The sequence below is a fragment of the Achromobacter animicus genome, assembly GCF_902859585.1.
Classification (GTDB): Bacteria; Pseudomonadota; Gammaproteobacteria; order Burkholderiales; family Burkholderiaceae_B; genus Achromobacter; species Achromobacter animicus.
Genome location: NZ_CADIJM010000005.1, coordinates 277,478 through 297,588, shown reverse-complemented (window position 1 = coordinate 297,588; position 20,111 = coordinate 277,478). Strand labels below are relative to the sequence as shown.

The 20,111-nt window shown below is 66.8% G+C and carries 26 protein-coding genes; 1 reads left to right on the top strand and 25 read right to left on the bottom strand.

Annotation, left to right across the window (positions count from 1 at the left end; translation table 11 throughout):
- Positions 1 to 18: 18 nt before the first annotated feature.
- On the top strand, positions 19 to 1,176 hold the full coding sequence (locus HV681_RS15570) for a trypsin-like peptidase domain-containing protein (RefSeq protein WP_175123919.1): 1,158 nt from the start codon (positions 19 to 21) through the stop codon (positions 1,174 to 1,176).
- Here the strand turns inward: HV681_RS15570 and HV681_RS15565 are convergent.
- From HV681_RS15565 to HV681_RS15445, 25 genes are all read right to left on the bottom strand, one after another.
- Complete coding sequence (locus HV681_RS15565; protein WP_175123918.1) at positions 1,173 to 1,580, bottom strand: helix-turn-helix domain-containing protein; 408 nt, start codon at positions 1,578 to 1,580, stop codon at positions 1,173 to 1,175. The two genes, HV681_RS15570 and HV681_RS15565, sit on opposite strands and share 4 nt — an antisense overlap.
- Before the next feature lie 99 nt (positions 1,581 to 1,679).
- A complete protein-coding gene (gene tatC / locus HV681_RS15560; protein ID WP_175123917.1) occupies positions 1,680 to 2,471 on the bottom strand; it encodes a twin-arginine translocase subunit TatC in 792 nt (263 codons plus the stop codon).
- Positions 2,468 to 3,109: a Sec-independent protein translocase protein TatB gene (gene tatB / locus HV681_RS15555; RefSeq protein ID WP_175123916.1), complete on the bottom strand. Its 642-nt coding sequence runs from the start codon at positions 3,107 to 3,109 to the stop codon at positions 2,468 to 2,470. The genes tatC and tatB overlap by 4 nt, the downstream gene beginning before the upstream one ends.
- A 75-nt stretch (positions 3,110 to 3,184) precedes the next feature.
- Positions 3,185 to 3,412, bottom strand: a complete 228-nt coding sequence (gene tatA / locus HV681_RS15550) for a Sec-independent protein translocase subunit TatA (protein WP_056320404.1) — start codon at positions 3,410 to 3,412, stop codon at positions 3,185 to 3,187.
- Positions 3,413 to 3,426: 14 nt separating this feature from the next.
- Entirely contained in the window at positions 3,427 to 3,795 is a 369-nt protein-coding gene (locus HV681_RS15545) for a histidine triad nucleotide-binding protein (protein WP_175123915.1), read from the bottom strand.
- A 16-nt stretch (positions 3,796 to 3,811) separates the two neighbouring features.
- Entirely contained in the window at positions 3,812 to 4,162 is a 351-nt protein-coding gene (locus tag HV681_RS15540; protein WP_175123914.1) for a phosphoribosyl-ATP diphosphatase, read from the bottom strand.
- Positions 4,159 to 4,563, bottom strand: coding sequence for a phosphoribosyl-AMP cyclohydrolase (gene hisI / locus HV681_RS15535; protein ID WP_175123913.1), 405 nt, complete (start codon positions 4,561 to 4,563; stop codon positions 4,159 to 4,161). The genes HV681_RS15540 and hisI overlap by 4 nt, the downstream gene beginning before the upstream one ends.
- A gap of 2 nt (positions 4,564 to 4,565) precedes the next feature.
- Entirely contained in the window at positions 4,566 to 5,387 is an 822-nt protein-coding gene (hisF, locus tag HV681_RS15530; RefSeq protein ID WP_175123912.1) for an imidazole glycerol phosphate synthase subunit HisF, read from the bottom strand.
- Positions 5,384 to 6,124: a 1-(5-phosphoribosyl)-5-[(5-phosphoribosylamino)methylideneamino]imidazole-4-carboxamide isomerase gene (gene hisA, locus HV681_RS15525; protein ID WP_006224535.1), complete on the bottom strand. Its 741-nt coding sequence runs from the start codon at positions 6,122 to 6,124 to the stop codon at positions 5,384 to 5,386. Before hisA ends, hisF begins: the two co-directional genes overlap by 4 nt.
- 56 nt (positions 6,125 to 6,180) lie before the next feature.
- Positions 6,181 to 6,879, bottom strand: a complete 699-nt coding sequence (hisH, locus tag HV681_RS15520) for an imidazole glycerol phosphate synthase subunit HisH (protein WP_175123911.1) — start codon at positions 6,877 to 6,879, stop codon at positions 6,181 to 6,183.
- 48 nt (positions 6,880 to 6,927) lie between these two features.
- Entirely contained in the window at positions 6,928 to 7,515 is a 588-nt protein-coding gene (gene hisB, locus HV681_RS15515; protein ID WP_105236925.1) for an imidazoleglycerol-phosphate dehydratase HisB, read from the bottom strand.
- Between the two features lies 1 nt (position 7,516).
- Complete coding sequence (hisC, locus tag HV681_RS15510) at positions 7,517 to 8,620, bottom strand: histidinol-phosphate transaminase (protein ID WP_175123910.1); 1,104 nt, start codon at positions 8,618 to 8,620, stop codon at positions 7,517 to 7,519.
- On the bottom strand, positions 8,617 to 9,921 hold the full coding sequence (gene hisD / locus HV681_RS15505; RefSeq protein ID WP_175123909.1) for a histidinol dehydrogenase: 1,305 nt from the start codon (positions 9,919 to 9,921) through the stop codon (positions 8,617 to 8,619). The genes hisC and hisD overlap by 4 nt, the downstream gene beginning before the upstream one ends.
- 65 nt (positions 9,922 to 9,986) lie before the next feature.
- The gene (gene hisG / locus HV681_RS15500; protein WP_175123908.1) at positions 9,987 to 10,661 is read right to left on the bottom strand and encodes an ATP phosphoribosyltransferase; all 675 of its coding nucleotides are present in this window, start codon (positions 10,659 to 10,661) and stop codon (positions 9,987 to 9,989) included.
- On the bottom strand, positions 10,658 to 11,926 hold the full coding sequence (gene murA / locus HV681_RS15495) for a UDP-N-acetylglucosamine 1-carboxyvinyltransferase (protein ID WP_175123984.1): 1,269 nt from the start codon (positions 11,924 to 11,926) through the stop codon (positions 10,658 to 10,660). Before murA ends, hisG begins: the two co-directional genes overlap by 4 nt.
- On the bottom strand, positions 11,926 to 12,171 hold the full coding sequence (locus tag HV681_RS15490; RefSeq protein WP_175123907.1) for a BolA family protein: 246 nt from the start codon (positions 12,169 to 12,171) through the stop codon (positions 11,926 to 11,928). Before HV681_RS15490 ends, murA begins: the two co-directional genes overlap by 1 nt.
- 5 nt (positions 12,172 to 12,176) lie before the next feature.
- A complete protein-coding gene (locus HV681_RS15485; RefSeq protein ID WP_175123906.1) occupies positions 12,177 to 12,989 on the bottom strand; it encodes an ABC transporter permease in 813 nt (270 codons plus the stop codon).
- Positions 12,986 to 13,798: an ABC transporter ATP-binding protein gene (locus tag HV681_RS15480; protein ID WP_175123905.1), complete on the bottom strand. Its 813-nt coding sequence runs from the start codon at positions 13,796 to 13,798 to the stop codon at positions 12,986 to 12,988. Before HV681_RS15480 ends, HV681_RS15485 begins: the two co-directional genes overlap by 4 nt.
- Positions 13,799 to 13,973: 175 nt before the next feature.
- Positions 13,974 to 14,603 (bottom strand): MlaC/ttg2D family ABC transporter substrate-binding protein, encoded by a 630-nt coding sequence (locus tag HV681_RS15475; protein WP_175123904.1) that lies wholly within the window; start codon positions 14,601 to 14,603, stop codon positions 13,974 to 13,976.
- Positions 14,604 to 14,641: 38 nt separating this feature from the next.
- Positions 14,642 to 15,451, bottom strand: coding sequence for an MlaA family lipoprotein (locus HV681_RS15470; protein WP_175123903.1), 810 nt, complete (start codon positions 15,449 to 15,451; stop codon positions 14,642 to 14,644).
- 82 nt (positions 15,452 to 15,533) lie between these two features.
- Complete coding sequence (mlaD, locus tag HV681_RS15465; protein WP_175123902.1) at positions 15,534 to 16,034, bottom strand: outer membrane lipid asymmetry maintenance protein MlaD; 501 nt, start codon at positions 16,032 to 16,034, stop codon at positions 15,534 to 15,536.
- Between the two features lie 12 nt (positions 16,035 to 16,046).
- Positions 16,047 to 16,835 carry a lipid asymmetry maintenance ABC transporter permease subunit MlaE gene (gene mlaE / locus HV681_RS15460; protein WP_175123901.1) on the bottom strand — a complete coding sequence of 263 codons (789 nt, stop codon included), beginning with the start codon at positions 16,833 to 16,835 and terminating at the stop codon, positions 16,047 to 16,049.
- Positions 16,832 to 17,668, bottom strand: a complete 837-nt coding sequence (locus HV681_RS15455) for an ABC transporter ATP-binding protein (protein ID WP_175123900.1) — start codon at positions 17,666 to 17,668, stop codon at positions 16,832 to 16,834. Before HV681_RS15455 ends, mlaE begins: the two co-directional genes overlap by 4 nt.
- Positions 17,669 to 18,041: 373 nt before the next feature.
- Positions 18,042 to 19,103: an NAD(P)H-dependent flavin oxidoreductase gene (locus tag HV681_RS15450; RefSeq protein WP_175123899.1), complete on the bottom strand. Its 1,062-nt coding sequence runs from the start codon at positions 19,101 to 19,103 to the stop codon at positions 18,042 to 18,044.
- Positions 19,104 to 19,121: 18 nt separating this feature from the next.
- Complete coding sequence (locus HV681_RS15445) at positions 19,122 to 20,099, bottom strand: Bug family tripartite tricarboxylate transporter substrate binding protein (RefSeq protein WP_175123898.1); 978 nt, start codon at positions 20,097 to 20,099, stop codon at positions 19,122 to 19,124.
- Positions 20,100 to 20,111: the final 12 nt, after the last annotated feature.

Below are 20,111 nucleotides of genomic sequence, written 5' to 3'. Positions count from 1 at the left end.
GCTAGTCCTATCAGAAACATGCGCCGATATTGGCTGATCTTTGCTCAGGCCGTCACGGTCTGCCTGGCTATTCTATTCGTGGTGACGACGTTGCGGCCCGACCTGCTGCGGGTGAACGGGCCCGGCACGGTCCCGCCAGCCGCCGCCGCAGCGGGCGGCGCGCCCGCGGGTGATGTGGGTGCTGTGTCGTACGCGGACGGCGTGGCGAAGGCGGCGCCGTCGGTGGTGAATGTGTTCACCACCAAGCACGTGAACGTGCCCTTGATTCCGCTGCCCGATGATCCGGTGCTGCGCCAGCTTTTCGGGCAGGTGCCCGGCGTGAGCCGGCGCGAGGCGTCGACCAGTCTGGGTTCGGGCGTGATCGTGAATGCGGACGGCTACGTGCTGACCAATTACCACGTGGTGCAGGCCGCCGATGCCATTGAGGTGGCGCTGCGCGACGGACGGCGCGATACCGCCAAAGTGGTGGGCGCGGACCCGGACACGGACCTGGCGGTGCTCAAGCTGTCCAAGTTGCGCGACTTGCCTGCCGCAACGCTGGCGTCCGACAAAGGCTTGCGCGTAGGCGACGTGGTGCTGGCGATCGGCAATCCGTTCGGCGTGGGCCAGACCACCACGCAGGGCATCGTGTCGGCGCTGGGCCGCAACGGCCTGGGGCTGAACACGTACGAGAACTTCATCCAGACCGACGCGGCGATCAATCCGGGCAATTCGGGCGGCGCGCTGGTCGATGCCTACGGCAACCTGGTGGGCATCAACACCGCAATCTATTCGGAATCGGGCGGGTCGATGGGTATCGGCTTTGCGACGCCGATCGAGATTGCGCGCAAGGTCATGGACGACATCGTCAAGACCGGGGCGGTCAAGCGCGGCTGGCTGGGCGTGGAGCCGCAGGACATGACGCCGGAACTGGCGCGGGCCTTCGAGCTGCCGCGCGACGCGGCGGGCGTGATCATTGCCGGGGTGATGCGCGACGGCCCGGCCGCGCGCGGCGGCCTGCGCGTGGGCGATATTGTCCAGTCGGTCAATGGCAAGCGGGTGGCGGACACAAACGGCCTGCTGTCGGAGATTGCGCAGGTGCCGCCGGGCCAGCGGGCCACGCTGGGCATCTTGCGCAGCGGCAAACCTGCGGAACTGGCGGTGGTGGTGGGGACGCGGCCGGGCAAGCCACGCTAGGCGCATTTTCGCGCCGCTGGACGGGCGGCGGGGGTGGCGCCGGTGTCTGGTTTGTCGGAGAGTTCACGCACCAGGGCCAGGATCAGGCGCTTGGTGCTGTCGGGTTGCGGCGCCAGCCGCGCGCAGATTTCGGCGCAATAGCCGTCGATGCCATTGGCGGCGGCGTCCTGCGGCCCCGACCCCGGGGAAGTGGCGGGCACCACGCCATCCGTCAGCCACGACGCGCTGGTGCCCAGGGCCTGCGCCAGCCGCACCACCGTGTTGCGCGCTGGCGAATAGCGGTCTTCGCGGGTGAGGATGCGGTGGATGCAGGACTGCGGCACGCCCGACAGGCGCGAAAGCTGGTTCTGGCTATGGATGCCGCGCCACCGCATGAGGGTGCGCAGTCTTTGTGAGAGCGACATGACTGCAATGTAGGACTGCAGTCATGGGCCGACAAGGTAAAACGGTCCGCTTTTGTGCGGACCGTTCTGGTTTCCTTCTACCCTGCCGTCTGCGTGATTTCAGTGGCGTTCGGTCAGGGAGTCGGCGGCGTCATCTGTCGACGCACCTTCTTTCGGTGTGACCATGCGGGCGCAGATCAGCCCGACTTCATAGAGCAGGCACAGCGGCACCGCCAGCATGAACTGGCTGACCACGTCGGGCGGGGTGACGACGGCGGCGATGATGAACGCGCCCACCACGACGTAGCCGCGCGCGGCCTTCAGCTTGGACAATTCGACCACGCCCATCTTCACCAGCAGCACCACGGCCACGGGCACTTCGAACGTGATGCCGAACGCCAGGAACATCGTCATGACGAAGCTGAGATAGGCCTCGATGTCCGGCGCGGGGGTGATGGACTGCGGCGCGAACGTGGCGATGAAGTGGAACACCGTGCGGAACACCACGAAATAGCAGAACGCCATGCCCGCGATGAAGAGAAAGGTGCTGGACACGATGAGCGGCAGCGCCAGGCGCTTTTCGTGGCGGTACAGCCCGGGCGCGACGAAAGCCCACGCCTGGTACAGCACCACGGGCAGCGCCAGGATGAACGCGGCCATCATCGTGACCTTGACCGGCACCATGAAGGGCGTGATGACGCCTGTGGCGATCATGCGGGTGCCTTCGGGCAGCGAGGCCAGCATCGGGGCGGCCAGCACGTCATAGATGGCCGACGCGCCGGGATAGATGAAGAGCACGATAAACACGGCCACCACGGCGCCGACGGCGCGCAAGAGGCGCGTGCGCAGCTCGACCAGGTGGGAGATGAAGGTCTCTTGCTGGCCTTCTTCTTGGGTTGCGTCCTGGGTCACGACGGAGTTCCGGAGGGCGAGACGGGCTTGGCGGCGGGCGCGGCGACGTCGGCCGCAGGCGCGCTGGGCGCCGGGGCGGGTTGTTGAGGGGCGGCGGCCGGACGCGGTGCGGGCTCGGCGGCAGGCAGGTCCAGGTCCAGATTGTGGTTCTGGCTGGGCGGCGCGATCGTGCGCGCAGGCTGAGCGGGCGCGCCAGCGACGGACGCCTCGGCAGTGGGCGAACCTGCGGCAGGCGAACCTGCGGCAGGCGATCCTGCGGCAGGCGCTTGTGCAGCGTCAGCCACCTGGGCCGTCACCGGCGCCTGCGCAACCGCCGGCGTCGCCTTGCCGCTGGCTTCGCGGGCGACTTCGTCGAGTTCGGCGCGGAACTGCTGCACGGGTTCCTGCAGCGAGGCCCCGGTTTCGTTCAGCGATTGCTGCACGCCCTGGGCCGCGTCTTCCATTTCGGTCTTGAATTTGCGGAGTTCGTCGAGTTCGATTTCGCGCTGGATATCGGACTTGACGTCATTGACGTAACGCTGCGCGCGCCCGAGCAGGTGGCCGACGGTGCGGGCAACCTTGGGCAGGCGTTCGGGGCCGATGACGATCAGGGCGACGACGCCGATCACCATCAGTTCAGTGAGGCTGACATCAAACATTCGACGGCCGCTCGGGAATTGAAGCAATAAGGGCCGGCCCGTTCAGGGCTGGCCCGGAGGGAGACTGGCTGGCGCTCAGGAGTTGGACTTTTCCTTGGCCTGCACGTCGATGGTGTCGCCGGCGACGCGTTGCTGCGTGACCGGTTCAGCGGGCTTGTCGCTGTTGGCTTCTTTCATGCCGTCCTTGAAGCCCTTGACCGCGCCGCCCAGATCGCCGCCGATGTTGCGCAGCTTCTTGGTGCCGAAAATCAGCGCAACGATGACCAGGACGACCAACCAATGCCAAATGCTGAAACTACCCATGATGATTCTCCGAATTACGCAGTGGGGGCCACGCGCCCTTTCCAGGGACGCGAGCCGCCGATGATGTGGAAATGCAGATGCGGGACTTCCTGGCCGCCTTCGACGCCAGAATTGATCATGATGCGAAATCCGCCATCAGGGCCCGGACGGCAACCGTTCTCGGCGGCAAGCCGCGGCGCCAACGACATCATTCTACCCAACCAATCTGCGTCCTCGCCCGTAATATCCTGCATGGATGTGACATGACGTCGAGGGATCAGCAGTAAATGCACCGGTGCGGCCGGATTGATATCGTGAAATGCAACAAAGTCCTGGTCCTCGTAGACCTTCTTGGACGGGATCTCGCCGGCGGCGATCTTGCAGAAAAGACAGTTGTCGCTCATGGGGTGGTTTCCGTGGTCAGTCCTTGGGGCGGCTTGCCTTTTCCACCAGGCCCGACAGGCCTTCGCGGCGGGCCAGCTCAGCCAGCACGTCTTCGGGCCGCAGGTTGAAATGCGTCAGCGCCACCAGGCAATGGAACCACAGATCGGCGGTTTCGCTGACGATGCGGTCGGGCACGCCGTCCTTGGCAGCCATGACCAGTTCCGTGGCTTCTTCCCCGATCTTCTTCAGGAAGGCATCCGGCCCCTTGGCCAGCAGCTTGGCCGTATAGGAGGCGGCAGGGTCGCCGCCATTCTGCGGGCGGCGGGTTTCCAGGGTGTCTGCGATGCGGGCCAGGATGTCGGCCGCGGTCAGGGTCTGATCGGTCATTTGTAGATGAGTTCCGGATCTTTGAGCACCGGATCCACCGTGACCCAGGACGCGTGATCGGTCTGGCCTTCCAGGCGGCGGAAGAAACAGCTGGCGCGGCCGGTATGGCAGGCGATGCCGCCTTCCTGGTGCACCTTCAGCAGCACCACGTCGCCGTCGCAATCCAGGCGCAGTTCGTGGACTTCCTGGACGTGGCCGGATTCTTCGCCCTTGCGCCACAGGCGCTGGCGCGAACGCGACCAGTACACGGCGCGGCCGGTGGCGGCCGTTTCGGCCAGGGATTCGCGGTTCATCCAGGCCACCATCATGATCTGGCCGTTTTCGGCGTCTTGGGCGATGGCGGGAATCAGGCCGTTTTCGTCGAAGACGACGTCGGCCAGCCAGGCGGGTTCGTTGCTCATAATCAGTCCAATCGTACGGCGATGCCCTGTTCGGCCATGAAGTGCTTGCACTCGCCGACGGTATGCTGGCCAAAATGGAAAATGCTGGCGGCCAGCACCGCGCTGGCGCGGCCGGTGGTGACGCCGTCGGCCAGATGCTGCAGGTTGCCCACGCCGCCGGAGGCGATGACGGGCACCGGCACGGCGTCCGAGACGGTGCGGGTCAGTTCGAGGTCAAAGCCGGACTTGGTGCCGTCACGGTCCATGCTGGTCAGCAGGATTTCGCCGGCGCCGTAGGCGGCCATGCGGCGCGCCCACGCCACGGCGTCCAGGCCGGTGGCCTTGCGGCCGCCGTGCGTGAAGACTTCCCAGCGTGCCGGTTCACCGGGCGCGGACACGCGGCGCGCGTCGATGGCCACGACCACGCATTGCGAGCCGTGGTAGTCCGACGCGGCGCGAACCAGTTCAGGGTTGGCCACGGCGGCGCTGTTGATGCTGATCTTGTCGGCGCCGGCGTTGAGCAGGCGCTGGATGTCGGACACCTGGCGCACGCCGCCGCCCACGGTCAGCGGAATGAAGACCTGCGAGGCCACCTGCTCGATGATGGGCAGGATCAGGTCGCGGCCGTCGCTGGTGGCGGTGATGTCCAGGAACGTGAGTTCGTCGGCGCCCTGCTCGTTGTAGCGGCGGGCGATCTCGACGGGGTCGCCCGCGTCGAGCAGGTTGACGAAGTTCACGCCCTTGACGACACGGCCGGCCGTGACGTCAAGGCAGGGAATGATGCGGCGGGTCAGCGCGTTCTGTGCGGACGCGCCGGCCCCGGGGGTGCTGCTGGATGTGGTCATTTTGCCAATTCGTCGGCGCGCGCCTGCGCGGCCTGGAAGTCGAGCGTGCCTTCGTAGATGCTGCGGCCCAGGATGGCGCCTTCGACACCCTCTTCCTCGACGGCGCACAGCGCCTCGATGTCCTGGATGCCGGCGATGCCGCCCGAGGCGTACACGGGAATGCGCACGTGCTGGGCCAGGCGGACCGTGGCTTCGACGTTGACGCCGGACAGCATGCCGTCGCGGCCGATGTCGGTGTAGATGATGGCTTCGCAGCCGTAGTCTTCGAACTTCTTGGCTAAATCCAGCACGTCGTGGCGGGTGAGTTTGCTCCAGCCGTCGGTGGCGATCTTGCCGTCGCGGGCGTCCAGGCCGACGATGATCTGGCCGGGGAAGGCGCCGCAGGCGTCCTGCAGGAAGCCCGGGTTCTTGACCGCGGCGGTGCCGATGATGACGTACGAGATGCCGGCGTCGAGGTAGCGTTCGATGGTGTCGAGGTCGCGGATGCCTCCGCCGATCTGGACGGGAATGTCGTCGCCGACGGCGTCCAGGATCGCCTTGATGGGGGCTTCGTTCTTGGGCTTGCCGGCGACGGCGCCGTTCAGGTCGACCAGATGCAGGCGGCGGGCGCCCTGGTCCAGCCAGCGGGTGGCCATGGCGGCGGGGTCTTCGGAGAACACCGTTGCATCGTCCAGGTCACCCTGGCGCAGGCGAACACAGCGCCCGTCTTTGAGGTCGATGGCGGGGATCAGCAGCATGGTTGGCAGCGAGTAAGAAAGTGGGGTTGAACGGGCTGGCGCACGCGGCTCGAGGCCTAGGGCTGCCAGTCTACAAAATTGCGATACAGGCGCAAACCGTGCTCGGCGCTTTTTTCGGGGTGGAACTGCACCGCGAAAATGTTAGCTGCCGCCACCGCGCAGGTAAAGGCGACGCCATAATCGGTTTCACCAACCGTCAGGCCCGGATCGGCCGGATCGGCGTAATAACTGTGGACGAAATAGAAGTGCGAGTCGTCCGGAATGCCGTCCCAGATCGGGTGAGAGCGGGTGTGACGGACTTTGTTCCAGCCCATGTGCGGAACCTTCAGGCGCTCGGGACGGGTGTCCACGAGGCCGGCCGCGCCCGTGTCGGCCAGGCAGGCCTCGTCGTCGGCGGGGATCAGGTCGGCAAAGCCGGGGCCGGAAAAGCGGCGCACGACCCCCGGGAACAGGCCGAGGCAGGCGGTGCCGCCCTCTTCGCTGGATTCGAACAGCATCTGTTCGCCGACGCAGACGCCCAGGAGGGGCTTCTCGCGGGCGGCGCGCACGACGGCGTCGCGCAGGCCGGATTCGTTCAGGGTGCGCATGCAGTCCGCCATGGCGCCCTGACCCGGGAACACGACGCGGTCGGCGGCGGCGATTTCCTGGGGCTGGTTGCAGATGCGGATGTCGGCGTCAGGCGCGGCGTATTTCAGGGCGCGTGCGACGGAATGGAAATTGCCCATTCCATAGTCGACGATGGCGATAGTGGTCACTTCTGTCTGCCTGGTGCGGTGCGAAGGTGGAATGCGTACGTTACAGCGTTACAGCACGCCCTTGGTGGACGGCACGACGTCGCCCATGCGGGGGTCGACTTCGAGGGCCATGCGCAGCGCGCGGCCACAGGCCTTGAACACGGTTTCCGCCTGGTGATGCGAGTTGAAGCCCCGCAGGTTGTCGATGTGCATGGTGATCAGCGCGTGATTGACCAGGCCCTGGAAGAATTCGCGCGTGAGGTCCACGTCGAAGCTGCCGATGTGCGAACGCGTGAAGGGGATGTGATATTCCAGGCCAGGGCGGCCGGAGAAGTCGATCACGACGCGCGACAGGGCTTCGTCCAGCGGCACGTACGCATGACCGTAGCGGCGCAGACCCGCCTTGGTGCCCGCGGCCTTGGCGATGGCCATGCCCAGCGTGATGCCCACGTCTTCCACCGTGTGATGCGCGTCGATGTGCAGGTCGCCCTCGGCCTTGATGTCCAGGTCGATCAGGCCGTGACGCGCGATCTGGTCCAGCATGTGGTCCAGGAAGGGCACGCCGGTGTCGATCGTCTGCTTGCCGGTGCCGTCAAGGTTGATGGCCACGCGGATGCGGGTTTCGTTGGTGTTGCGGGTGATTTCTGCGGTACGCATGTTAAGCACTCAAGATCTCTTGCAGGGCAGCCAGCAAGGCGGCGTTCTCGGCCGGGGCGCCCACCGAAATGCGCAGGCAGTCGGCCAGCAGCGGGTGGGCATTGGAGAAGTTGCGAATCAATATTTTGCGCGCTTTCAGGGCAAGATGCACGGCGTTGCCGTCGAGCTTGCCGGAAAAGCGGGCGAGTATGAAGTTGGCGGCGGAAGGGAATACCCTGACGCCGGGCAGTTGCGCCAGCGCCGCGGCCAGCGGTTCGCGGTCCGCGCGCAGCCGTGCGGCCTGGTCGTCCAGCACGGCCTTGTGGCGCAGCACGGCCAGCAGCGTCGCCTGGGTCAGTACGTTCAGGTTGTAGGGCGGACGCACCTTGTTCAGTTCGGCGATCCACGCGGGATGCCCGGCCAGGTAGCCGAAACGCAAGCCGGCCAGGCCGATCTTGGACACGGTGCGCATGACCACCACGTTGGGCGCATCCAGCACGCGCGGCATGAACGTGTAGTCGGCGAACGGCTGGTAGGCCTCGTCGATCACCACCAGCCCGGGCGCGGCCTGGATGATGGCGTTGACGTCTTCCGGCGACCACAGGCCGCCGGTGGGGTTGTTGGGCGTGGCCAAGAACACGAGCCGGGGCTGGTGTTCGCGGATGGCGGCCAGCATGGCCGGCAGGTCCAGGGCCAGGTCCGCTGTCAGCGGCACGCCCACGAAGCGCGCATGATCGAAGCGGGCCGCCATGTCGAAGTACACGAACGACGGCCACGGCGACAGCACCACGTCGCCCGGGTTGCAGCACGCCTGCACCATCAGGTGGATGAGCTCGTCCGAGCCGTTGCCGAACAGCACGTCTGCGGCGTCCGGCACGCCAAAGGCCATCTTGACGGCGGCCTCGAGCGCCGACAGGTCGGCGGACGGATAACGGTTCAGCGGCGTGTCGCGGACGGCGCGCGCGATGTCGTCGCGCACGGCCTCGGGCAGCTCGTACGGGCATTCCATGGCGTCCAGCTTGATGCAGCCTTCGGCATGGGCGACGGGGTATGCCGCCAATCCGCGAATGTCCGCCCGGACGGTGCCTTTAATGCGGCCGGCGACGTCCGCCGGTCCAACGGTCATGACTTGTCGATCCGGTACTGGGCGCTGGCGGCGTGCGCCTGCAGGCCCTCGCCCAGCGCCAGTTCGGCGGCGATGCGGCCCAGCGTCTGCGCGCCGGCGTGCGAGACCTGGATCAGGCTGGAACGCTTCTGGAAGTCGTAGACGCCCAGCGGCGACGAGAAACGCGCCGTGCGCGAAGTGGGCAGCACGTGGTTCGGGCCGGCGCAGTAGTCGCCCAGGGCTTCCGAGCTGAAGCGGCCCATGAAGATGGCGCCGGCGTGGCGGATGCGGGCGGTCCAGACTTCGGGTTGCTCGGTGGAGATCTCCAAATGCTCGGGGGCGATGTCGTTGGCGATCTGGCAGGCTTCTTCCAGGTCGCGCACAAGGATCAGCGCGCCGCGGTTGGCCAGGCTGACGCGCAGGATGTCGGCGCGCGGCATGGTGGGCAAGAGGCGGGCGATGGACGCTTCGACTTCCTCGATGAAGGCGGCGTCGGGACAGAGCAGGATGGACTGGGCCAGTTCGTCGTGCTCGGCCTGCGAGAACAGGTCCATGGCGATCCAGTCGGCCGGCGTCTTGCCGTCGCAGATGACCAGGATTTCGCTGGGGCCGGCGATCATGTCGATGCCGACGACGCCGAACACGCGGCGCTTGGCGGCGGCGACGTAGGCGTTGCCTGGGCCGACGATCTTGTCCACCGCCGGCACGGTGTCGGTGCCATACGCCAGCGCGCCAACGGCCTGCGCGCCGCCGATGGCGAACACGCGGTCCACGCCGCTGATGGCGGCTGCGGCCAGCACGATGGGGTTGCGCACGCCGTCAGGCGTGGGCGTGACCATGACCAGTTCCTGCACGCCGGCGACCTTGGCCGGGATGGCGTTCATCAGCACGGACGACGGGTAGGCGGCCTTGCCGCCGGGCACGTACAGGCCCACGCGGTCCAGCGGGGTGACCTGCTGGCCCAGCAGCGTGCCGTCGGCTTCGGTGTAGGTCCAGGTCTCGGCGCGTTGGCGCTCGTGGTAGGCGCGCACGCGGTCGGCGGCGGCTTCCAGCGCATTGCGCTGGGCGGCCGGCAGCGCGGCCAGGGCCGCATGCCAATCGGCCTTGGGGATCTCCAGCGTATGCGCTGCCGCGTCCGGCATGCGGTCGAACCGCTGCGTGTATTCCACCAGCGCGGCGTCGCCGCGGGTGCGCACGTCGGCCAGGATGCTGGCGGCGGCGCGGTCGATGGATTCGTCCTCGGTGGCCTCGAAGGCCAGCAGCGTGGACAGGGCGGTTTTGAAACCGGGATCGCGGGAGTCGAGACGATTGATCAGGGCCATGGCGTCATGGAGCAAAGCGGGTAACGGTAACGTCCGCCACGCCGGGCGCGGCGGACGGTCGGGAATCAGACGTTGCGGGAGGCGGCTCTTGCGAAAGCGTCCAGCAGCGGTTGCAGGCGGTCGCCGCGGGTCTTCAGGGCGGCCTGGTTGACGATCAGGCGCGACGAGATCGGCATGACGTCTTCCACGGCGACCAGGTCGTTGGCGCGCAGCGTGCCGCCGGTGGACACCAGATCGACGATGCAGTCGGCCAGACCGACCAGCGGCGCGAGTTCCATCGAACCATACAGCTTGATGATGTCCACGTACACACCCTTGCTCGCGAAGTGTTCACGGGCTGAGTGCACGTACTTGGTGGCCACGCGCAGGCGCGCGCCCTGGTGGACGGCGGCCTCGTAGTCGAAGCCGTTGCGCACGGCCACGGCCAGGCGGCACTTGGCGATGTTCAGGTCGATGGGCTGGTACAGGCCGCCGGGCTGTTCCTTGGCGTGCTCGATCAGCACGTCCTTGCCTGCAATGCCCAGGTCGGCCGCGCCGTACTGCACGTACGTGGGCACGTCGGAGGCGCGCACGATGATCAGGCGCAGGCCGGGATCGCTGGTGGGCAGGATGAGCTTGCGCGAGCTTTCCGGGTTTTCCGGGACTTCGATGCCGGCTTCCGCCAGCAGCGGCATGGTTTCTTCGAAGATGCGGCCCTTGGACAGCGCCAGGGTCAGGGGGGTGACGGTCGCACCGTTCATCGCTGTTCCTTGCCGGTAACTCGTTGGATGTTCGCGCCCAGGGCGCGCAGTTTCACTTCCATCTGGTCGTAGCCGCGATCCAGGTGATAGATGCGGTCGACCAGCGTGTCGCCATCGGCGGCCAGGCCGGCGATGACCAGGCTGGCCGAGGCGCGCAGGTCGGTCGCCATGACGGTGGCGCCGGACAGGCGCGGCACGCCGCGCACGATGGCGGTGTGGCCGTCGATGTCGATCTGGGCGCCCATGCGGCGCAGTTCCTGCACGTGCATGTAGCGGTTTTCGAAGATGGTCTCGACGATGACCGACGTGCCGTCGGCCACGGCGTTCAACGCCATCAGCTGGGCCTGCATGTCGGTGGCAAAGCCCGGGTACTCGTGCGTGCGAAACCCCACGGCCTTGGGCCGCTTGTCCATCGCGCCGCGGATCCAGTCCGGGCCGGTCTCGATGGTCAGGCCCGCTTCGGCCAGCTTGTCGAGCGTGGCGCCCAGGATGCCGGCATCCGCGTTCTTGAGCAGGATGTCGCCGCCGGCTGCGCCCACCGCGCACAGGAAGGTGCCGGCTTCGATGCGGTCGGAGATGACGCGGTGTTCGGCGCCGTGCAGGCGGTCGACGCCATCGATGACGATGCGGTCGGTGCCGTGGCCCTGGATGCGGGCGCCCATCTTGATGAGCAGTTCGGCCAGGTCCACGACCTCGGGTTCGCGCGCGGCGTTTTCCAGCACGGTGCGGCCTTCGGCCAGGACGGCGGCCATCAGCAGGTTTTCCGTGCCGGTGACCGTGACCATGTCGGTGCGGATCGAGGCGCCCTTCAGGCGCTTGGCGCGCGCCACGACAAAGCCGTGTTCGATGCTGATTTCAGCGCCCAGCGCGGCCAGACCCTTGATGTGCTGGTCGACCGGCCGCTGGCCGATGGTGCAGCCGCCCGGCAGGCTGACGCGGGCTTCGCCAAAGCGTGCGACCAGCGGACCCAGCACCAGGATCGAGGCGCGCATCGTCTTGACGAGGTCGTACGGGGCTTCCAGGCTGTCGACGTTGCCGGCTTGCAGCGTCACCACGCCGTCGTCGGCGCGCTCGGCGCGCACGCCCATCCGGGCCAGGAGGCGCAGCATGGTGCCGGTGTCGTTCAGGCGCGGCACGTTGGACAGGACCAGCGTGTCGGCGGTCAGCAGACCCGCGCACAGGATCGGCAGCGCCGAATTCTTGGCCCCGGAGATCGAGATCTCGCCGTGCAGCTGCGCGCCGCCGGTGATGCGTAGCTTGTCCATCATTCGCCCGCTTTGTTGTATTCGGCGGGGGTCAGGGTGCGCATCGACAGTGCGTGGATCTCGGCCTTCATGCGGTCGCCCAGCGCGGCGTAGACAAGCTGGTGACGCTGGATCAGGCGCTTGCCTTCAAAGGCGGTGCTGACGATGACGGCGTCAAAGTGCGAACCGTCGCCCTGCACGTCGAGATGTTCACAGGGCAGGCCGTCAGCGATATATTGGCGGACTTGCGCGGGAGTGGGAAGCATGGACGTCAGTTCCTGAGTTTGTAGCCGCTGGACAGAAGCCGCAGCGCGTAAGCGGAGAGCGCGAGGAACACCGCCGTCACCACCGCCAGGCTGTGCCAGGGCGAGACGTCCGACACCGAGAAGAATCCGTGGCGGAATCCGTCGATGGTGTAGAAGATGGGGTTCCAGTGCGAGACGCTTTGCCAGAACGGCGGCAGCGTATGGATGGAATAGAACACGCCGGACAGGAAGGTCGCCGGCATGATCAGGAAGTTTTGAAAGGCCGCAAGCTGGTCGAATTTTTCGGACCACAGGCCCGCGATCAACCCCAGCGTGCCCATGATGCCGCACGCCAGCACCGCAAACACCAGCACCCACAGCGGATGCGCGGGCGACAGCGGCACGAAGAACAGCGCCACGGCCCACACGCACAGCCCGACGGCAAGACCGCGCGCGATGGCGGCCAGCACGTACGCGCCGAAGATATCGCGGTGCGACAGCGGCGGCAGCAGCATGAAGACCAGATTGCCGGTGATGCGGCTTTGTATGAGCGACGAGGACGGGTTGGCGAACGCGTTCTGCAGCATGCTCATCATCATGAGCCCGGGAATCAGGAACGACGTGTAGGGCACGGTGCCGTACACGGTGACGCGCCCTTCCAGCACGTGGGCGAACACCAGCAGATACAGCAGCGCCGTGATGACGGGGGCGGCGATGGTCTGGAAGCTGACCTTCCAGAAGCGCAGCAATTCCTTGCGCAGCAGGGTCGGAAAGCCGGAACCCGCGTCCAGGCGGGGCTGCACCAGCGGCTGGCCGGCAGACGTGGCGGGCTGGGTCATGATGAGATCTCTTCGGGTTGCAGGGCGCGCGCGCCGGGCTCGTCGTCCTGATGCATGATGCGCACGAAGGCGTCTTCCAGGTCCACGCCGCCGACGCGGGCCAGGAGCGCCTGGGTGGTGTCCAGCGCCACGATGCGACCGCCCTTGAGCATGGCGATGCGATTGCAGAGCGCCTCGGCTTCTTCAAGGTAGTGCGTGGTCAGCATGATGGTGTGGCCGGCCTTGTTCAGCCGCGAGATGAACTCCCACAGCGTGCGGCGCAGGTCCACGTCGACGCCGGCGGTCGGCTCGTCCAGCACGATGACCGGCGGCCGGTGCACCAGCGCCTGCGCCACCAGCACGCGGCGCTTCATGCCGCCCGACAGCGCGCGCATGTTGGAGTTGGCCTTGTCGGCCAGGCCCAGGTTGAACAGGATTTCGTCGATCCAGTCGTCATTCTTGCGCAGGCCGAAATACCCGGACTGGATGCGCAGCGTTTCGCGCACGGTAAAGAACGGGTCATAGACCAATTCTTGCGGCACGACGCCCAGCGCCCGCCGTGCCGACTTGTAGTCGGCCACGACGTCGTATCCACAGACGGTGGCGCGGCCCGCGGTGGCGTGCGCCAGGCCCGCCAGAATGGAAATGAGCGTGGTCTTGCCCGCGCCGTTGGGACCGAGCAGGCCGAAGAACTCGCCGTGCTCGATATTCAGGCTGACATTGTCCAGCGCCTGGAAGCCGGGCCGGGGCGTGCGCCCGAGCAGCTTCTGCCAGCCGCGCTGGCGCGGCGAGTAGATCTTGGAGACGTTTTCTAGGCTGACGGCGGACATGACGGGGGGAGATGGCCCGAAAAGAGCGAATTGACCATTATATAAGCGCGATGTGGCGGAAACCGGGGATGGCCCCGGTGGCGATGGGGGCGGCGCACTGTTGCGTCCCCCAAAACAATCGGCCCGGCGGACCCCCGAGGGGTCGCGCCGGGCCGAGGCAAGCCTGAGCGAATCTTTACTTGTTGCGCTGGTTCAGCGCCTGGATCAGGCCGTCGATACCGTTCTGGTTGATCTGCTGGGCGAACTGGTTGCGGTAGTTCTCGATCAGCCAGATGCCTTCGACGTTCATGTCGTAGATCTTCCAGCCTTGGGGCGTCTTTTCCAGGCGGTAATCCACGCCCACCGGCTGGCTGTTGGACTGGCTGATCAGGGTGCGCACGACCACGTCGTCGGCCTTGGGATCGCCGCGGAACGGCAGGCCGGTGATGGTGGTGCTGGACGTGACGCGGGTCAGCGCGCCGCTGTACGTGCGGATCAGCGTGCCGCGGAAGGCGTCGGCCAGCGCGGTTTTCTGCTGGTCGGAGGCCTGGCGCCAGTAGCGGCCGGCGGCCAGGCGCGTGGTCTTCTGGAAATTGACGTACGGCAGGATGTGCTGGTCAACGACTTCGTTGATGCGGGCGGTGTTGCCGGCCCGCAGCGCGCCGTCGGACTTCAGGACCGCGAGGGCCTCGTTGGCGGCGGCCAGGACGAACTGCTCGGGCGGGCCGTTGGGGTCCGGCTTGGCGTTCGCGGCCGTGGCGGCCGCCAGGCCGACGAGGCCCGTGAAAACCAGCCGCTGCAACAGAGAGGGAATGGAAAATCGCATCAAATCTCCTTCAAATACCGAAAGCGCAAGGCCTCAGCTTACTTGTTCGCGGGTTGCGGCGCAGGCACGGGGGCCGGCGCGGGCGCGGCGGGGGTGTCGTCGTCGCCGTCGTCTTCGTAGTTGGGCAGCGAGCCTTCCTCGTCCACGCGGTGGCCCAGCACCATGGCGGCACGGCGTTGCAGGAAGGCGTCGCGCACGAAGCTGTACGGGTCGAGCGCCACGCGGTCGATGGTGTCGGTGGTGTCGAGCAGGCTGGCGCGCGTGTCGACGATGCGCAGGCCCCACAGCGAGTTGCGCAGGCGCACGTTGTCGATCGAGTCCACGCCCATGTAGCCGTAGGTGGTGCCGTACAGGTCGCCGACCAGGCCGACGCCGTCGCGCACGCTGGAGGCGCCGAAGAACGGCAGCACCAGGTACGGACCCTGGCTGAAGCCCCAGACGCCCAGCGTGGTGCCGAAGTCGTTGGGGATCTTGCGCGCGCCATTGGCCGAGGCGACGTCGAAGCAGCCGCCCACGCCCATGGTCGTGTTGAACAGGAAGCGGCCCAGCGTGTTGACGAAGTCGTGGCCGCGGCCCTGCAGGAAGCTGTTGGTGCCGGACCAGAGGTCGCCGACGTTGCTGAAGATGTTGTGGATGCAGCTGCGCACCGGCTGCGGCGTCACGAACGTGTAGGCCTGCGCAACCGGCTTGAACACCGCGCGGTCGACGGTGTCGTTGAACTGGTAGACGCCGCGGTTGAAGCCTTCCCAGGGGTCGCGCGGATCCGGATTCTTGGGGGCGGCGCAACCAGCCATCAGCGCGCCCGCGGCGGCGACAGTGGCAATTCGGGAAATAGCTTTCTTATTCATGTTCCGGGTATCCCTATCAACAATTCTTTTGTTATCGCGACGGCGAGACGCAGCGTTGTAACAGCTTGATGGCGCCGCGCCTTTAGTCCTGGGCTTTGGGGGCCGATTCCGGCGCGGCGGTCGTGCCTTGCTTTTCCGCCGAGCCGTACAGGAACTGGCTGATCAGCTGCTCCAGGACCACGGCGCTTTGTGTATAGCGGATTTTTCCGCCGTCGGTAAAGTTATCTTCCTCGCTGCCGGCGGTCAGGCCCAGGTATTGCTCGCCCAAAAGGCCGGAGGTCAGGATGGCCGCCGACGAGTCCTTGGGGAACTGGTAGGCCGTCTCCAGATCGACCGACACAATCGCCTGGAAGGTCTTGTCGTCGAAGGAAATGCCCGTGACCCGGCCCACCACCACGCCGGCGCTCTTGACCGGCGCGCGCACCTTGAGGCCGCCTACGTTATCGAAGTTGGCGGTCACGGTATAGGTCGGGGCAAAGGAAAACGTGCTCAAGTTGCCGGCGCGCAACGCCAGGAACCCAAGCGCGATCGCGCCCAGCAATACAAACAGGCCTACCCAGAAGTCGGTTTTTTCGCGTGACATGATCGATCCGTATCAATTTCCAAACATCAAGGCGGTGAGCAGGAAGTCCAGCCCGAGAACCGCCAGGGAGCCCACGACCACGGTGCGCGTGGTGGCGCGGGCAACGCCTTCGGGGGTGGGCTTGGCCTGCCAGCCTTCATAAAGCGCCACCAGCGTCACCGTGACGCCGAAGACGACGCTCTTGATGGCGCCGTTGGCGACGTCTTTCCATACATCGACGCCGTTCTGCATCTGCGACCAGAAGGCGCCTGCGTCCACACCGATGAGCAGCACGCCCACGACCCAGCCGCCCAGGATGCCCACCATGGAGAACACAGCCGCCAGGATGGGCATGGCGATGATGCCGCCCCACAGGCGCGGCACGAGCACGCGGCGGATCGGGTCGACGGCCATGACTTCCATGGCCGACAGCTGTTCGCCCGCTTTCATCAGCCCGATCTCGGCGGTGAGCGAGGTGCCGGCGCGCCCCGCAAAGAGCAGTGCAGTGACCACCGGACCCAGTTCGCGTACCAGCGACAGGGCCACCAGCAAGCCCAATGCCTCCTCGGAGCCGTAGCGGTTCAGCGTGTAATAACCCTGCAGACCCAGCACGAAGCCCACGAACATGCCGGAGACGGCAATGATCAGCAGCGAATAATTGCCGATGAAGTGGACCTGCTGAGACACCAGGCGCGGCCGCGACAGCGCGATGCCGCTGCGCGCCAGCATGGCGCCGAAGAAGCGGGTGAAGTAGCCGATGCCGGCGACGCGGGAGCGCACCCAGTGGCCCAGTACGGCGACGGCGTTATTGGAAGCGCTCATGCTTTGCGCCCTTTCTGTTGCGACAGCCATTTCTGGAAGGCGGGCGTTTCGGGATACTGGAACGCGACCGGACCGTCCGGCTGGCCCTTGAGGAATTGCTGGACGTAGGGGTCCGGCGAGGCGGCCAGCATCTGCGGCGTGCCGGCGGCAGCCAGTTGGCCGCGGCCCACCAGATAGACCTGGTCCGCGATGGCAAAGGATTCCTGCACGTCGTGGGTGATCAGCACCGAGGCGCAGCCCAGCCGGTCGGCAAGGCTGCGGATCAGGCGGGCGGTGATGCCCAGCGAGATCGGGTCCAGCCCCGCGAAGGGTTCGTCGTACAGGATGAGTTCCGGCTCAAGCACCACGGCGCGGGCCAGTGCCACGCGCCGCGCCATGCCGCCGGATATTTCGGAGACCTTCAGGTGCGCGGCGGCGCGCAGGCCGACGGCATCCAGCTTGTCGAGCACGCGGTCGGTGACTTCGGCCTCGCTGATGCGCGTGTGTTCGCGCAGCGGAAACGCCACGTTCTCGAAGACGTTCAGGTCGGTGAACAGCGCGCCCTGCTGGAACAGCACCCCCATGCGCTTGCGCAGGGATTGCACTTCGGCGCGGGAGGCTGCGCCGATATCCTGGCCGAATGCCAGCACGCGGCCCTGCTGGGCGGTGATCTGGCCGGTGGCCGCACGCAGCAGCGTGGTCTTGCCGGAACCGGAGCCGCCCATGACTGCCACCACCTGGCCCGCCCGGACGTCCATGGAAATATCGCGCAAGACGGTGAAATCACCGTAGCCAAGCGCCACACCTTCCAGGCGCAGGGCGAATTCCGGGGTGCTGCTGGTTTGAGCGGGCATGGGCAACGAAAGGGAGTTTCGGCGGCGGAGCTTGCCCTGCGGTCCTGTCGACACGCGGGACCGAGGACCTGGCCGGCGCGGGCAAGACAGACTGCGTCGGGAAGCGCCCTGTTACTCAGATACCGGGGCAAGCGTAAGCGTTCGCTCCCGGCGGCGAGGCGCCATTGTAGCCCGACGCTGTGTAATCACAATTGGAGCGGCCGCCCGTGGAACAGTGTTTTCGGCTTCAGGAACAATCGGGTCGTCGCCGTTTCGGTGCTGATGGCGTTTGCCGATGCTCCATGGGTGTCTGACACCCTTGAGGCACTGGCCCGGCACACACGGCTCCTACACGGGTGTCAGACACCCATTCCGGACAGACCGCCGCCAGCACTCAACGTCGCGCCTTCGCCGCCACCTTTTCCCGGGCCAGCCGCTGGATCAGTTCCGCTGTCGACTCCCGCCGTGCCAGCGGCGCGCCCTGGCCGGCCCACAGGGACAGGACATTGATGTTGCCGCTCTTGCCGCCCGCCGTGCGCATGGGCCGGGTCAGGGCGTTCTGCAGCGGATACGGCAGGATGTCGCCGCCGATGGCGTCCACATCACGCATGAAGGCATTGGCGATGCCGCGCGCCGGGCGGCCGGAGAAGCCGCGAGTGATCCGGGATTGTTCGGCGCGGGAGGCCGCCACGACCGCCTTGTAGGCGTCGCTGATGCCGGATTCTTCCGTGGTGAGGAAGGCCGTCCCCATTTGGGCGAAGTCGGCGCCCAGCGCCAGGGCAGCCGCGATGCCGCGCCCGTCCATGATGCCGCCCGACGCGATGACCGGTACCGAGACGGCGTCCGCCACCTGCGGGACCAGCGCCATGGTGCCGATCATGGACGCCTCGAACGTGTCGAGGAACGTGCCGCGGTGGCCGCCTGCCTCCGCGCCCTGCGCCACGATGGCGTCAACGCCGTCCTGCTCCAGCGCTTGCGCCTCGCGGACGGTCGTGGCCGTGCCCACGGTCAGGATGCCTAGTTCGCGGCAGCGGGCCAGCGCCTCGGCCGGCAGGCGGCCGAAGGTGAAGCTGAGGACGGCGGGCCGGATGCGCAGCACGGCCTCGAGCTGGCCCGGCAGCGGATCGGCCTGCGGGCCGGGGGCCTCGGGCGCCGGCAGACCAAGTTGCTCGTGATAGCGCGCCATCAGGGCCAGCATCCGGCTCGCATCGCCCTGCATGGGCTCTGGCGGCACGGATGCGAACAGGTTGATGGCGAACGGGCGATCCGTGCGGGCGCGGACCCCTTCGGCCGCCGCCTCGATCTGTTCGGGCGTCATGTACGCCCCGCCGAGCGATCCCAGGGCGCCCGCCTTCGATGCCTCCGCCACCATGTCCACCGTGGTGGCGCCGCCCGCCATGGGCGCCTGGATGATGGGATGGGTCAGCTTGAGCAGTTCAATCAAAGGGGTAGCCATGGGAAAACTCCTGGGAGGTTATTGGAGCTGGATGTTTCCAGCCTTGATGACGTGCGCCCACTTGTCGCTTTCGGTTTTGATGAAGGCGGCGAATTCTTCGGGCGTGCCGCCGCCGGCCTGGCTGCCGGTGTCGGCAATGGCCTTCTGCACATCCGGGTCCTTCAGGATGCGGTTGAATTCGGCATTGAGCTTGGCGATGATCGGCGCGGGCGTACCGGCGGGCGCCACGATGCCCTGCCAGTTGTAGGACTCGAAGCCCGGCAGGCCGGATTCGGCCATGGTGGGCACATCGGGCAGCACGTCCAGGCGCTTGGCTGACGTGACGGCGATCGGGTGGATCTTCTTGCCCTGAATGGCGGGCAGCGCGGAATAGCCCATTTCGAACATCATCGCGATGTGGCCGCCCATGAGATCGGTCGCGGCCAGGCTGCCGCCCTTGTAGGGCACGTGGACGATGTCGATGTTGGCCTGCTCGCGGAACATTTCGCCCGACAAGTGGTGCGCGCCGCCCACGCCGGACGAGCCGAAGGTCAGCTTGCCCGGCTCCTTCTTGGCCAGTGCGATCAGGTCGGCCAGCGTCTTGACCGGCAGTTCGTTGTTCACGCTCAGGACCAGCGGGCTGTTCTCGATCAGGATGATCGGGGCCAGATCCTTTTGCGGGTTGTAGGGCATTTCCTTCATCAGCGACGGGTTGACCGCCATCGGGGCCAGGTTGCCCGTGCCGATCGTGTAGCCGTCCGGGGCCGCCTTGGCGATGAGGTTGGTGCCGACCACGCCGCCTGCGCCCGCCTTGTTTTCGACAACGATGGGCTGGCCCAGCGATTCGCCCAGCTTGCGGGCCAAGAGGCGCACGCGGGTGTCGGCAAAACCGCCCGGCGCGTAGGGCACGATCATAGTCACGGGTTTGGCGGGCCATTCGCCGGTCTGGGCTTGGGCAGCGCCGCCAAAGGCGGCGGTGGCGGCCAGGGCGGCGATCAGGGGGCGTAGTGCTTTCATGCTGGGAACTCC